A 13207-nucleotide genomic window follows, 5' to 3' on the forward strand; every position below is an offset into this window, starting at 1 on the left:
GCTCAACAGCGATTTCAGGCGCTGACTTCACAGACGCCCGGCCGGATCCCGTGGGGGGAATCCGCACCGGGACATGGGAAGGCGCCCTGGACGTCGGCCCGTGGGGGGACCGGCGCCGGGGCGCCTTCTGTCATACGGGCACCCCCGCGAGGCCCCCGCCCCACGAGGCCCCCGCCCCCGCCGAGCCGCCCGCGCACACGAAAGCCCCGCACCCGGCCGACGCCGGACACGGGGCTCCTGGTGACGAGGCTCAGCGCTCCTCGACGGGAACGAAGTCGCGCTCCACGACGCCCGTGTAGATCTGGCGCGGGCGGCCGATGCGCGAACCCGGCTCCTTGATCATCTCGTGCCACTGGGCGATCCAGCCCGGCAGCCGGCCGAGGGCGAACAGGACCGTGAACATCTCGGTCGGGAAGCCCATGGCCCGGTAGATCAGGCCGGTGTAGAAGTCGACGTTCGGGTAGAGGCTGCGCGAGACGAAGTAGTCGTCGGAGAGCGCGTGCTCCTCCAGCTTCAGCGCGATGTCCAGCAGCTCGTCGGACTTGCCGAGAGCCGAGAGGACGTCGTGCGCGGCGGCCTTGATGATCTTGGCGCGCGGGTCGAAGTTCTTGTAGACCCGGTGGCCGAAGCCCATCAGGCGGACGCCGTCCTCCTTGTTCTTCACCTTGCGGATGAAGGAGTCGACGTCGCCGCCCGCGTCGCGGATGCCTTCCAGCATCTCCAGCACGGACTGGTTGGCGCCGCCGTGCAGCGGGCCCCACAGGGCGTTGATGCCCGCGGAGATCGAGGCGAACATGTTCGCCTGCGAGGAGCCGACCAGGCGGACCGTCGACGTCGAGCAGTTCTGCTCGTGGTCCGCGTGCAGGATGAGCAGCTTGTCCAGGGCCGAGACCACGATCGGGTCGAGCTCGTACTCCTGCGCGGGCACCGAGAAGGTCATCCGCAGGAAGTTCTCGACGTAGCCGAGGTCGTTGCGCGGGTAGACGAACGGGTGGCCGATCGACTTCTTGTACGCGTACGCCGCGATCGTCGGGAGCTTGGCGAGCAGGCGGATCGTGGAGAGGTTGCGCTGGCGCTCGTCGAACGGGTTGTGGCTGTCCTGGTAGAAGGTGGACAGCGCCGAGACGACCGAGGACAGCATGGCCATCGGGTGGGCGTCACGCGGGAAGCCCTTGTAGAAGTTCTTGACGTCCTCGTGCAGCAGGGTGTGCTGCGTGATGTCGTTCTTGAACGTCGAGAGCTCGTCGATGGTCGGCAGCTCGCCGTTGATCAGCAGGTAGGCCACCTCCAGGAAGGTGGAGCGCTCGGCCAGCTGCTCGATCGGGTAGCCGCGGTACCGGAGGATGCCCGCCTCGCCGTCGAGGTAGGTGACGGCGGATTTATAGGCGGCGGTGTTGCCGTAGCCGCTGTCCAGCGTCACCAGACCGGTCTGGGCGCGGAGCTTGCCGATGTCGAAGCCCTTGTCACCGACGGTGCTGTCAATCACCGGGTAGGTGTACTCGCCGTCGCCGTACCGCAGTACTACAGAGTTGTCGCTCACGTCTTCCCTCACCGACGTTGTGCCTCATCTTCGAGGTTGCCCTGACTGTCTCTACCCTCCCCCATTCGGCTCAGGAGAGTGCACTCGGGGTCGACCATTGGGCCTATTGGCGGCACTGAGTGCCGCCAACCTGTCATCCTGCCCGCTGTCTTGCCCATCTGGAAGTGCTCTGTGACCTTCACGACTCGTTTGATCGATCATTTTTTTGGCCGCCTCACGAACCGGCAGGTCAGAAGGGGGTGAGCGTGCGGGGCAAAATCCGGCTCACAAGCCCGCGAGCCGGAAGTCGAGCGCCGTGTGGCGCCGGCCCGCGGAGACCGTGCGCACCGCCTGACCGATCGCCTTGCGCGACCCCACGAGGACGACCAGCCGCTTGGCCCGGGTCACCGCCGTGTAGAGCAGGTTCCGCTGGAGCATCATCCACGCACCCGTGGTGACCGGGATCACCACGGCGGGATATTCACTTCCCTGTGAACGGTGGATCGTCACCGCGTAAGCGTGCGCCAGCTCGTCCAGTTCGTCGAAGTCGTACGGCACCTCCTCGTCCTCGTCCGTCAGCACCGTCAGGCGCTGGTCGACCGGGTCGAGCGAGGTGACCACGCCCACGGTGCCGTTGAAGACGCCGTTCTCCCCCTTCTCGTAATTGTTGCGGATCTGGGTGACCTTGTCGCCGACACGGAAGACCCGGCCGCCGAACCTCTTCTCCGGCAGATCCGGACGTCCGGGGGTGACGGCCTGCTGGAGCAGGCCGTTCAGGGTGCCGGCGCCGGCCGGGCCGCGGTGCATGGGGGCGAGGACCTGCACGTCCCGGCGCGGGTCGAGGCCGAACTTCGCCGGGATGCGGCGGGCCGCGACATCCACCGTGAGCCGTCCGGCCTCCTCCGTGTCGTCCTCGACGAAGAGGAAGAAGTCCTTCATGCCGTCGGTGACGGGATGCTGCCCGGCGTTGATCCGGTGCGCGTTGGTCACCACACCGGACTGCTGCGCCTGCCGGAACACCCGGGTCAGCCGCACGGCCGGGATCGGTCCGCCGTCGGCCAGGAGGTCCCTCAGGACCTCGCCCGCGCCCACGCTGGGCAACTGGTCGACGTCGCCGACGAAGAGCAGATGGGCGCCCGGCGGTACGGCCTTGACCAGCTTGTTGGCGAGCAGCAGGTCCAGCATGGACGCCTCGTCGACCACCACCAGGTCGGCCTGGAGCGGCCGGTCCTTGTCGTAGGCCGCGTCACCGCCGGGCTTGAGCTCCAGGAGGCGGTGGACGGTGGAGGCCTCGGCGCCGGTGAGTTCGGACAGGCGCTTGGCGGCGCGGCCTGTCGGGGCGGCGAGCACGACCCTGGCCTTCTTGGCGCGGGCCAGCTCCACGATCGAGCGCACGGTGAAGGACTTGCCGCAGCCGGGGCCGCCGGTGAGGACGGCGACCTTCTGCGTCAGCGCCAGCTTGACGGCCGCCTCCTGTTCGGGGGCCAGGTCGGCGCCCGTGCGGCCCTTCAGCCAGCCCAGCGCCTTGTCCCAGGCCACGTCACGGAAGCCCGGCATCCGGTCCTCGTCCGTGCGCAGCAGCCGCAACAGCTGGGCGGACAGGGAGAGTTCGGCCCGATGGAAGGGGACGAGGTAGACGGCGGTGACCGGCTCCGCGCCGCCGTCCGGGCCGGGGACCTTCTCCCGGACCACCCCGGGATCGCCGCCGTCCTCGGGAACCTGGGCCAGCTCCGCGAGGCACTCGATGACCAGCCCGGTGTCGACCTGGAGCAGCTTCACCCCGTCCGCGATCAACCGCTCCTCGGGGAGGTAGCAGTTGCCCTGGTCAGTGGCCTGCGACAGCGCGTACTGCAGTCCCGCCTTCACACGCTCCGGGCTGTCGTGCGGGATGCCGACGGACTGGGCGATCTTGTCGGCGGTGAGGAAGCCGATGCCCCAGACGTCGGCCGCCAGCCGGTAGGGGTGGTTCTTCACGACCGAGATCGAGGCGTCGCCGTACTTCTTGTAGATGCGGACCGCGATCGACGTGGACACCTCGACGGTCTGGAGGAAGAGCATGACCTCCTTGATCGCCTTCTGCTCCTCCCAGGCGTCGGCGATCTTCCTGGTGCGCTTGGGGCCGAGGCCCGGCACCTCGATGAGCCGCTTGGGCTCCTCCTCGATGATCTTCAGGGTGTCCAGGCCGAAGTGCTGGGTGATGCGGTCGGCGAAGACCGGACCGATGCCTTTGACCAGGCCGGAGCCGAGGTAGCGGCGGATGCCCTGGACCGTGGCCGGCAGGACGGTCGTGTAGTTCTCGACGGTGAACTGCTTGCCGTACTGCGGGTGGGAGCCCCAGCGGCCCTCCATGCGCAGCGACTCGCCGACCTGGGCGCCGAGCAGCGCGCCGACGACGGTGAGGAGGTCACCGCCGCCTCTGCCGGTGTCCACCCGGGCGACCGTGTAGCCGTTCTCCTCGTTGGCGTACGTGATGCGCTCCAGGACGCCTTCGAGCACCGCCAGTCGCCGCTCGCCGCTCCCCGCCTGATTGGACATGATCCGAACGCTACCGCCCGGGTACGACAGCCCGAGGGCGCGAGCCGGAACGGGCTCCCCGCAAAAGCAACCGATCAGTATGCGATCGGCCGCTCAGCTTTCACGGCGAATTCACAAGAAAGCCCGAAGATTTACAGTTCAAGCATCCAGGAGGCGCCTTTCGGGCTGCTTTCCCGTGCCAGAATCCAGGGGATTATCCAGAGGGGGAACGGAGTCGATTCCGGAGCGACCGTGATACCGATGCCTCCCCCGGGCCCGAACGCCCCTCGGCCCGCGTACACCGCCGGGAGGATGCTCGTCGGCCTGTGCGCGGTCGGCACGTTGACGCTGCTCGTGATGGCTCCGGCGCTTTCCGGTCATCACACGACCGTGGCTCCGGGACCGTCCGCGCCGAGCGGGAACACCTCCGGCGCCCCCCTTTCGACGCGCACACCCGGTTCGGAATTCCATGCCTTTCCGAGCCCGGGGCCGGATTGATTTCCACCCGTCCCGGCCCTTCCCCCCGAACACACGAGGACGAGGAGACGATGTCACCCCAGGCTCAGAGTGTCGCCCTGTGGATCCTGTCGCTGGCCATCAACGTCACGGCGGCGTGCGCGGGGATCGCGTGGGGGTGGGAGGTCTTCGCGCCCTTCCTGCTGCCGGCCTTCGGGTCGGTGGTCGGGGCGTCGCTGGTGAGCTACAGCCTGCGGCGGTGAGGCCGGCCGGCGGGCGGCCAGGCCCCGGGGCACCTCCGGCGGTCCGCCGGCCGGCGCGCGCGACCGGCGCCCTCGCGGGACGGGCCGGCGCTCAGCCGGTGGAGCGGGTGAGGAAGTCGGTGACACGGCGGCCCACCTCGGCCGGAGCCGCGAGCGGCAGGGCGTGGTGGGACACCCCCGGCAGCGTCGTCGCCGTGACGCGCGGCAGCAGCGCTTCGGCGCGGGCGGCCACCTCGGCGGGGTCATGGGCCCGGCTGCCTCCCGCGAGGAGCAGCAGGACCGGCAGCTCCAGGCGGCGCAGCGCGTCCGGCGCGGGGCGCGGTCCGGTCACCGGCCGCGGGGCGGGGAAGCCTGCGGCCGCCTCCTGCAGCCCGAGCCAGTCCTGGTCGAGGGGCGCACCTTGCGTCTCCCACTCCAGGAAGGCGCGGACCCGCCGGGGTGTGGGCCGCAGCAGCATCGGCAGCGCGTGCCACAGGTAGCGCGGCCTGAACCCGGCGAAGCACTGGGTCGGGTCCAGCAGGACCAGTCGGCGTACCCGTTCGGGCGCGCGCAGGGCGTGGTGCAGCGCGATCCAGGCGCCGTACGAGTACCCGCCCAGGTCGGTCGCGGTGAGGCCGAGGCCCTGGAGGAGGGCGTCCAGCCAGGCCGCCAGGTCGGCGAGCGTGCGCGGGTGGCGGTCGGCGGCGGGCGTGCTGCGCCCCGGGGCGCCGATCAGGTCGACGGCGTACAGCCGGTGGACTCGGGAGAGTTCGGCGGCCTGCCGGTACCAGGAGGCGGAGGTCGCGCCGCCACCGCCCGGCAGCAGGACGAGCGGGGGGCCGTCGGCCGGGCCGGACACGTTGACGTGCGTCACGCCGTGGGGCGTGGGCACGGCCGCGACCTCCACCGGCGCCGACCACGCGGACATGACCTGGTCGTAGGCGGCGTGAAAGGCGTGCCTGTCGTACGTACCGCGAGCGCTCATGAGCGGCAACCCCCTATTATCTCGCTCACCGAGATACTTGTTCAGCGAGATGATAGCCGGAGGCGGCACGTGTCCGACCAGGAGTTCGAGAAGCCCGTCGACCGGGCCGGCCGGGCGCCCGAGATGGAGATCGTCCATCTGCTGCGCGCGATGACCGTCGAACTGGGGATGCACAGCGCCCGGTTCGCCCAGCGCAACGGCATGCATCCCACGGACGTACGGGCGCTGATCGCCCTGATGGACGCCGCCCGCGCGGGCGAGGAGACCACCGCCGGACAACTGGGCGCAGCGCTCGGACTGAACTCGGCGGGGACCACGGCACTCGTCGACCGGCTGGAGCGGGCGGGACATGTGCGGCGGGTGCGCAGCGACCGGGACCGCCGCAAGGTCACGGTCACGGTGGACGAGCGGGCCGTCGCCCTCGGGTGGCAGCACTTCGGACCGCTGATCGACCGGGCGGTGGACCTGCTGCACGGGTACGACGCGCGGGAACTGGCCGCCATCAGGGGCTTTCTGACGGGGATGCGGGAGGCTGCCCAGGAGGACCGGGAGCAGGCGACAGGGGGCGCGTGACCGCGGGGCCACGACGGGCCATGCCGGAAGCCGTCGCGGGAGGAGGGCGGCGCACTCCCGTCGCGGGGGGAGGACGGCACACTCCGTCACAGGAAGCGGGCGACGGACTCGTCACCCGCCGACCCCGGGCGCACCGGGGGCGATCCCCTCACGACCCGCGACCTCGGCGCGGCCCGGCACTCCCCGGCGGAGCACTCCCCAGCAGAGCACCCCCCAGCGGAGCACACCCGGCGGAGCACTCCCCAGCAGAGCACCCCCCAGCGGATCACCCCCACGGATCACCCCCGCCGAACGAGAGGACGAGCCGCCCGGGCCTCACCCGCCCTGGGCCAGCACGTGTTCCAGCACCGTCTGGAAGTCCTCGGTAGGTGAGAACTCGACGAACTCGCAGTCCTCCAGGGCCACCGGGACATGGCCGGGCCCCCAGTAGTACGCCTGGCCCGCCTCGTAGTACTCCTCGCCCTCGGGCGTCAGCATCCGCAGCCGGCCCTTCAGCAGGTAGCCCCAGTGCGGGCACGGGCAGGCGTCGCCTTCGAGGCCCTTGAGCGCGGGGCCCATGTCGGTCCCCTCGGGCAGGCTGACGTAACCGACGGACATGCCGCCGCCGATCGCCTTGCTGCGCACCTCCACGCCGTCACCGCCGACGATGACGGGCGCCTCCTCGCGCCTGGCTGCCGTCATGACTCCTCCGCTCCGGCCTACGAGGACCTTCGCCGTACGACCCCCGCACTTCCAGCGTGGATCGGCTCATGGCGGGCCGCGACATCACGATCCGGTCTCGGGGCGTGGTTGAGGGCTTGATTAATTTCCATGTAATCGATTCCATCCTCCCTACATGTCGATGTAATCGATTCCACGAGCATCGGGTATCGGACATCGACCCCGAACGATCCACAAGGAGGTGGAGCGGGGATGGCGAGCATCAAGGACGTCGCCGCCGAGGCGGGCGTCTCCGTCGCCACGGTCTCGCGCGTCCTGAACGACCATCCGTCGGTCAGCGCCGAGGCACGCACACGCGTCCTGGCCGCCGTCGAGACCCTGGGCTACCGCCCCAACGCCGTCGCCCGATCCCTGCGCACCGACCAGACCCGCACCCTCGGCCTGGTCATCAGCGACGTGATGAACCCCTACTTCACCGAACTGGCCCGCTCCGTCGAGGAAGAGGCCCGCGCGCTCGGCTACAGCGTCGTCATCGGCAACGCCGACGAGCGGCCCGACCTCCAGGACCACCACGTCAGGACCCTGCTCGACCGCCGTATCGACGGCCTGCTGGTCTCCCCCACGGACGGCGGTTCCCCGCTGATGCTGGACGCCGCGCGGGCGGGGACGCCGATGGTGTTCGTGGACCGGTGGATCCCGGGTGTGGACGTGCCGGTGGTGCGGGCGGACGGGTGCGACGCCGTACGGGACCTCGTGGCGCATCTGCACGGCCTCGGCCACCGGCGGCTGGCGATCATCGCGGGACCGGCGGCGACCACGACCGGGCGCGAGCGTGTGGAGGCCTTTCGGGAGGCGCTCGCCGCTCTGGGGCTCCCACTCCCGGACGTCTACGTGGGCCAGGGCGACTTCCAGGCCGAGAGCGGACGGCGGGTCACCGAGGGCTTCCTCGACCTGCCGGAGCCCCCCGAGGTCGTTTTCGCGGCCGACAACCTGATGGCGCTCGGCGCCCTGGACGCCGTACGCGCGCGTGGGCTGCGTGTCCCGGACGACCTCGCGCTGGCCGCGTTCGACGACATCCCGTGGTTCGTGCACACCGACCCGCCGATCACGGCGATCGCCCAGCCGACGGGCGAGCTGGGCCGGGCCGCCGTGCGGGCCCTGGTCGACCGCATCGAGGGGCGGCCCCCCGCGTCCGTCACCCTCCCCGCCCGACTCGTCGTACGCCGCTCGTGCGGCGAGGACCCCGCACAGAACAGGAGCCAGAGGTGAGCGACGCGGACGAGTTGCTGCGCATCGAGGGCATACGGAAAGCCTTCCCGGGCGTGGTCGCGCTGGACGGCGTGGACTTCGATCTGCGCCGGGGCGAGGTGCATGTGCTGCTCGGTGAGAACGGTGCGGGCAAGAGCACCCTCATCAAGATGCTCTCCGGTGCCTGCACACCCGACGCCGGGCGGATCCTGGTCGGCGGCGAGGAGACTCGTATCCAGGGGGCGCGGGACTCCGAACGGCTCGGGATCGCCACCATCTACCAGGAGTTCAACCTCGTTCCCGATCTGACGGTCGCGGAGAACATCTTCCTCGGGCGGCAGCCGCGCCGCTTCGGAATGATCGACCGGAAGAAGATGGAGGCGGACGCCGAAGTCCTCCTCGCGCGCGTGGGCGTCGACGTCTCTGCGCGTGCGCGGGTCCGCGAACTCGGCATCGCACGCCTGCAGATGGTCGAGATCGCCAAGGCGCTCAGCCTGGACGCGCGGGTGCTGATCATGGACGAGCCGACCGCCGTACTGACCTCCGAGGAGGTCGACAAGTTCTTCGCGATCGTGCGCAGGCTGCGCGAGGACGGCGTGGGGGTCGTCTTCATCACGCACCACCTGGAGGAGATCGCGGCGCTGGGCGACCGGGTGACGGTGATCCGGGACGGCCGCAGCGTCGGGCAGGTCCCGGCCTCGACGCCGCAGGACGAGCTGGTACGGCTCATGGTGGGGCGCTCCATCGAGCAGCAGTACCCGCGGACGCGGTCCGATCGCGGCGCCGCGCTGCTGTCCGTCGAGGGGCTCACCCGGGACGGCGTCTTCCACGACGTCGGCTTCGAGGTGCACGCCGGTGAGGTCGTCGGTATCGCAGGGCTGGTCGGCGCCGGTCGCACCGAGGTGGTGCGGGCGGTCTTCGGGGCCGATCCGTACGACAGGGGCAGCGTCACGGTCGCCGGCGGCCCGGTCGCCAAGCACGACGTCAACGCGGCGATGACCGCGGGCATCGGGCTGATCCCCGAGGACCGCAAGGGCCAGGGGCTGGTGCTGGACGCGTCGGTCGAGGAGAACCTCGGGCTGGTGACGCTGCGTTCGGCCACGCGCGCGGGGCTCGTCGACCGCAAGGGGCAGCGTGCGGCGGCCGAGCGGATCGCCCGGCAGCTCGGGGTGCGGATGGCCGGACTCGGTCAGCACGTGCGCACCCTCTCCGGCGGCAACCAGCAGAAGGTCGTCATCGGCAAGTGGCTGCTCGCCGACACCAGGGTGCTGATCCTCGACGAGCCGACGCGCGGGATCGACGTCGGCGCGAAGGTCGAGATCTACCAGCTCATCAACGAACTCACCGCGCAGGGCGCCGCCGTGCTCATGATCTCCAGCGATCTGCCGGAGGTCCTCGGCATGAGCGACCGGGTCCTGGTGATGGCCCAGGGCCGGATCGCGGGTGAACTCACCGCCGACGAGGCGACCCAGGACGCCGTGATGGCGCTCGCCGTCAGTAACCCCACTCACGAGAAGACCGAAACGGAGGCCACCCGTGGCCACTGACACGCTCAAGAGCTCGACGGGCGCGCGTGGCGCCTCGGGCGGCCTGCGCCGCATCCTGCTCGACAACGGCGCGCTCACCGCGCTCATCGTCCTCGTCGTCGCGATGTCGGCGCTGTCCGGCGACTTCCTGACGGCCGACAACCTCCTGAACGTCGGCGTCCAGGCGGCCGTGACCGCCATCCTCGCCTTCGGTGTCACCTTCGTCATCGTCTCGGCGGGCATCGACCTGTCGGTCGGCTCGGTCGCCGCCCTGTCGGCCACCGTCCTGGCCTGGAGCGCGACGTCGCAAGGCGTCCCGGTCTTCGTCGCCGTGCTCCTCGCCATCGCGACCGGCGCGGTGTGCGGCCTGGTCAACGGCTTCCTGATCTCGTACGGCAAACTCCCGCCGTTCATCGCGACGCTGGCCATGCTGTCGGTGGCCCGCGGTCTGTCCCTGGTGATCTCGCAGGGCTCCCCGATCGCCTTGCCCGACTCGGTCTCGCGTCTCGGTGACGTGCTCGGCGGCTGGCTGCCGGTGCCCGTGCTGGTGATGGTCGGCATGGGTCTGATCACGGCGTTCGTGCTGGGCCGGACGTACATCGGCCGTTCGATGTACGCGATCGGCGGCAACGAGGAGGCGGCCCGTCTGTCCGGACTGCGGGTGAAGAGGCACAAGCTCGCGATCTACGCCTTCTCCGGGCTGTTCGCCGCCGCCGCGGGCATCGTGCTCGCCGCCCGGCTGTCCTCCGCCCAGCCGCAGGCCGCGCAGGGCTACGAACTCGACGCGATCGCGGCGGTCGTCATCGGCGGCGCCTCGCTCGCGGGCGGCACCGGCAAGGCGTCCGGCACGCTGATCGGCGCCCTGATCCTGGCGGTGCTGCGCAACGGCCTGAACCTCCTTTCGGTGTCCGCCTTCTGGCAGCAGGTCGTCATCGGCGTCGTCATCGCGCTGGCGGTGCTGCTGGACACCGTGCGGCGCAAGGCGGGGGCCACCGCGGCGCCGTCGGGTGCCGGTCAGAGCGGCGACAAGGGCAGGCAGGCGGCGACGTACGTCCTCGCGGCCGTGGTCGCGGCGGCGATCGTCGGTGCCACGTCCTTCCTGCACGGCGGCTCGTCCTCGGCGACGACGCGGAAGGTGGGCCTTTCGCTCTCGACCCTCAACAACCCGTTCTTCGTGCAGATCCGGGCCGGCGCGGAGGCGGAGGCGAAGAAGCTGGGCGTCGACCTGACCGTCACCGACGCGCAGAACGACGCCTCCCAGCAGGCCAACCAGCTGCAGAACTTCACGTCGGAGGGCGTCGGCTCGATCATCGTCAACCCGGTGGACTCGGACGCGGCGGGTCCGTCGGTGCGGGCGGCCAACAAGGCCGACATCCCGGTCGTGGGAGTCGACCGCGGCGTCAACGAGGCGCGGACGGCGGCCCTGGTCGCCTCCGACAACGTCGAGGGCGGCGAGCTGGGCGCCAAGGCGCTCGCCGAGAAGCTGGGCGGCAAGGGCACCATCGTGATCCTGCAGGGCCAGGCCGGCACCTCCGCCAGCCGGGAGCGCGGCGCGGGCTTCGCCGAGGGCCTCAAGGCCTACCCGGGCATCAAGGTGGTCGCCGAGCAGCCGGCCGACTTCGACCGCACCAAGGGCCTCGACGTCATGACCAACCTCCTCCAGGCCCACCCCGACATCGACGGCGTCTTCGCCGAGAACGACGAGATGGCGCTGGGCGCGGTCAAGGCGCTGGGGTCGAAGGCCGGCAAGTCGGTCCAGGTGGTCGGCTTCGACGGCACTCCGGACGGGCTGAAGGCGGTCGAGGCGGGCACGCTGTACGCCTCCGTCGCGCAGCAGCCCAAGGAACTCGGCAGGATCGCGGTCGACAACGCGCTGCGGGCGGCCGAGGGCAAGAAGACCGAGGAGATGGTGAAGGTGCCGGTGAAGGTGGTCACGAAGGAGAACGTGGCCGGTTTCGGCGGCTGACCGAAGGCGAACGGCGAACAGGCGGACGGCCGTTGCGGGAGCATGGGGCGGGCCCCGGCGCATACCGCACGGGGCCGTCCGCCTCACGTCACACGGGGACCTATCAGGGGAGCAACCTCATGTACGACTACGACCTGTTGGTCGTAGGGTCGGCCAACGCCGACCTGGTGATCGGTGTCGAGCGCCGGCCGGGGGCCGGCGAGACCGTGCTCGGCTCCGACCTGGCCGTCCACCCGGGCGGCAAGGGTGCCAACCAGGCGGTCGCGGCCGCCCGGCTCGGCGCCCGGACGGCCCTGCTGGCCAGGGTCGGTGACGACGCGCACGGCCGGCTGCTGCTCGACTCGCAGCGGACGGCCGGTGTCGACACGGTGGGCGTCCTGGTCGGCGGTGCGCCGACCGGCGTCGCGCTGATCACGGTGGACCCGTCCGGGGACAACAGCATCGTGGTCTCGCCGGGGGCCAACGGACGGCTCGCCCCGGACGACATACGGGCCGCCGCGAGCCTCTTCCAGGCGTCGCGGGTGGTCTCGGCCCAGCTGGAGATCCCGCTGGAGACGGTCGTGGAGGTGGTGCGCAGCCTGGCCGACGGCAGCCGCTTCGTGCTCAACCCGTCCCCGCCCCAGCCGCTGCCGACGGAGGTGCTGGCGGCCTGCGACCCGCTCATCGTGAACGAGCACGAGGCGAAGGTCATCCTCGGTGACTCCGCGGTGGGCGAGACCCCTCAGGACTGGGCGCGGATCCTGCTCGCCAAGGGGCCCCGGTCGGTGGTGGTGACCCTGGGGGCGCAGGGCGCGCTGGTGGCCGGCGCGGACGGGGTGACGCGGGTGCCGTCCGTGCGGGTGGACGCGGTGGACACGACGGGCGCCGGTGACGCGTTCACGGCCGCGCTGGCCTTCCGGCTCGGGGCGGGCGCATCCCTGGCGGACGCGGCGGCGTACGCGGCACGGGTCGGGGCGGCGGCGGTCACGAAGGAGGGCGCGCAGGAGTCCTTCCCGACGGCGGCGGAGGTCGAGGCGTCGTGCGGTGCCCCTGCGGGGGACACCTCGCGGCCCCCCGGCCGGGGGTGGGACGGCGCGCCCCGTGAAGGCCGGCGAGGGGGGTCCGAGTGAAGAAGGCCGGAATCCTCAACCGTCATCTCTCCGGCGCGCTGGCCGAGCTGGGGCACGGCGACGGGGTGCTGGTGTGCGACGCGGGCATGCCGATACCCGACGGTCCCCGGGTCGTCGACCTGGCCTTCCGGGCCGGGGTGCCGTCGTTCGCCGTGGTGCTGGACGGTCTGCTGGCCGAGCTGGCGGTGGAGGGGGCGACGGCGGCCTCGGAGGTCCGCGAGGCGAATCCGGCGGCGGCCGCCCTGCTGGAGCAGGAGTTTCCCGAACTGGAGCTGGTCACGCACGAGCGGCTCAAGGAGCTGTCGGCCGGGGCGCGGCTGGTCGTACGGACCGGGGAGGCGCGGCCGTACGCGAATGTGCTGCTGCGCTGCGGGGTGTTCTTCTGACGCCCGGTCCGCGCTGCGGCTCG

At 71.2% G+C, this 13207-nt stretch carries 11 protein-coding genes; 7 read left to right on the forward strand and 4 right to left on the reverse strand.

The genetic code is table 11. From position 1 onward, the window contains the following. Nucleotides 1-250: 250 nt before the first annotated feature. A complete protein-coding gene (locus tag ACWCPI_RS15150; protein ID WP_451038549.1) occupies nt 251-1540 on the reverse strand; it encodes a citrate synthase in 1290 nt (429 codons plus the stop codon). 264 nt (nt 1541-1804) lie between these two features. After that, nucleotides 1805-4054 (reverse strand): SF1B family DNA helicase RecD2, encoded by a 2250-nt coding sequence (gene recD2 / locus ACWCPI_RS15155; RefSeq protein WP_451038550.1) that lies wholly within the window; start codon nt 4052-4054, stop codon nt 1805-1807. Nucleotides 4055-4581: 527 nt separating this feature from the next. Between recD2 and ACWCPI_RS15160 the strand changes: the two genes are divergently transcribed. Next, complete coding sequence (locus ACWCPI_RS15160; RefSeq protein ID WP_019756725.1) at nt 4582-4752, forward strand: hypothetical protein; 171 nt, start codon at nt 4582-4584, stop codon at nt 4750-4752. Between the two features lie 91 nt (nt 4753-4843). Here the strand turns inward: ACWCPI_RS15160 and ACWCPI_RS15165 are convergent, their stop codons facing one another. After that, the gene (locus tag ACWCPI_RS15165) at nt 4844-5716 is read right to left on the reverse strand and encodes an alpha/beta fold hydrolase (protein WP_451038551.1); all 873 of its coding nucleotides are present in this window, start codon (nt 5714-5716) and stop codon (nt 4844-4846) included. A 123-nt stretch (nt 5717-5839) separates the two neighbouring features. On the opposite strand from ACWCPI_RS15165, the gene ACWCPI_RS15170 reads away from it, so the two are divergent. Further along, nucleotides 5840-6289 (forward strand): MarR family transcriptional regulator, encoded by a 450-nt coding sequence (locus ACWCPI_RS15170; protein WP_451038778.1) that lies wholly within the window; start codon nt 5840-5842, stop codon nt 6287-6289. Between the two features lie 315 nt (nt 6290-6604). Here the strand turns inward: ACWCPI_RS15170 and ACWCPI_RS15175 are convergent, their stop codons facing one another. Further along, nucleotides 6605-6970, reverse strand: coding sequence for a hypothetical protein (locus ACWCPI_RS15175; RefSeq protein WP_451038552.1), 366 nt, complete (start codon nt 6968-6970; stop codon nt 6605-6607). Nucleotides 6971-7201: 231 nt separating this feature from the next. Here ACWCPI_RS15175 and ACWCPI_RS15180 point away from each other — a divergent pair, with 231 nt between their 5' ends. The 5 genes from ACWCPI_RS15180 (at nt 7202) to rbsD (ending at nt 13184) form a co-directional block, all read left to right on the forward strand. Next, nucleotides 7202-8218: a LacI family DNA-binding transcriptional regulator gene (locus ACWCPI_RS15180; protein ID WP_451038553.1), complete on the forward strand. Its 1017-nt coding sequence runs from the start codon at nt 7202-7204 to the stop codon at nt 8216-8218. Further along, entirely contained in the window at nt 8215-9744 is a 1530-nt protein-coding gene (locus tag ACWCPI_RS15185) for a sugar ABC transporter ATP-binding protein (protein WP_451038554.1), read from the forward strand. Before ACWCPI_RS15180 ends, ACWCPI_RS15185 begins: the two co-directional genes overlap by 4 nt. Continuing rightward, nucleotides 9734-11689, forward strand: coding sequence for an ABC transporter permease/substrate-binding protein (locus ACWCPI_RS15190; protein WP_451038555.1), 1956 nt, complete (start codon nt 9734-9736; stop codon nt 11687-11689). Before ACWCPI_RS15185 ends, ACWCPI_RS15190 begins: the two co-directional genes overlap by 11 nt. Before the next feature lie 119 nt (nt 11690-11808). Continuing rightward, nucleotides 11809-12798 carry a ribokinase gene (locus ACWCPI_RS15195; RefSeq protein ID WP_451038556.1) on the forward strand — a complete coding sequence of 330 codons (990 nt, stop codon included), beginning with the start codon at nt 11809-11811 and terminating at the stop codon, nt 12796-12798. After that, nucleotides 12795-13184: a D-ribose pyranase gene (rbsD, locus tag ACWCPI_RS15200; protein WP_451038557.1), complete on the forward strand. Its 390-nt coding sequence runs from the start codon at nt 12795-12797 to the stop codon at nt 13182-13184. The genes ACWCPI_RS15195 and rbsD overlap by 4 nt, the downstream gene beginning before the upstream one ends. Nucleotides 13185-13207 lie beyond the last annotated feature (23 nt).

Source organism: Streptomyces sp. NPDC001920, from assembly GCF_053594495.1.

Coding starts and splice junctions, on each gene's coding strand:
- recD2 (WP_451038550.1), bottom strand. CDS start 4,054: ATGTCCAATCAGGCGGGGAGCGGCGAGCGGCGACTGGCGGTGCTCGAA.
- ACWCPI_RS15160 (WP_019756725.1), top strand. CDS start 4,582: ATGTCACCCCAGGCTCAGAGTGTCGCCCTGTGGATCCTGTCGCTGGCC.
- ACWCPI_RS15165 (WP_451038551.1), bottom strand. CDS start 5,716: ATGAGCGCTCGCGGTACGTACGACAGGCACGCCTTTCACGCCGCCTAC.
- ACWCPI_RS15170 (WP_451038778.1), top strand. CDS start 5,840: ATGGAGATCGTCCATCTGCTGCGCGCGATGACCGTCGAACTGGGGATG.
- ACWCPI_RS15175 (WP_451038552.1), bottom strand. CDS start 6,970: ATGACGGCAGCCAGGCGCGAGGAGGCGCCCGTCATCGTCGGCGGTGAC.
- ACWCPI_RS15180 (WP_451038553.1), top strand. CDS start 7,202: ATGGCGAGCATCAAGGACGTCGCCGCCGAGGCGGGCGTCTCCGTCGCC.
- ACWCPI_RS15195 (WP_451038556.1), top strand. CDS start 11,809: ATGTACGACTACGACCTGTTGGTCGTAGGGTCGGCCAACGCCGACCTG.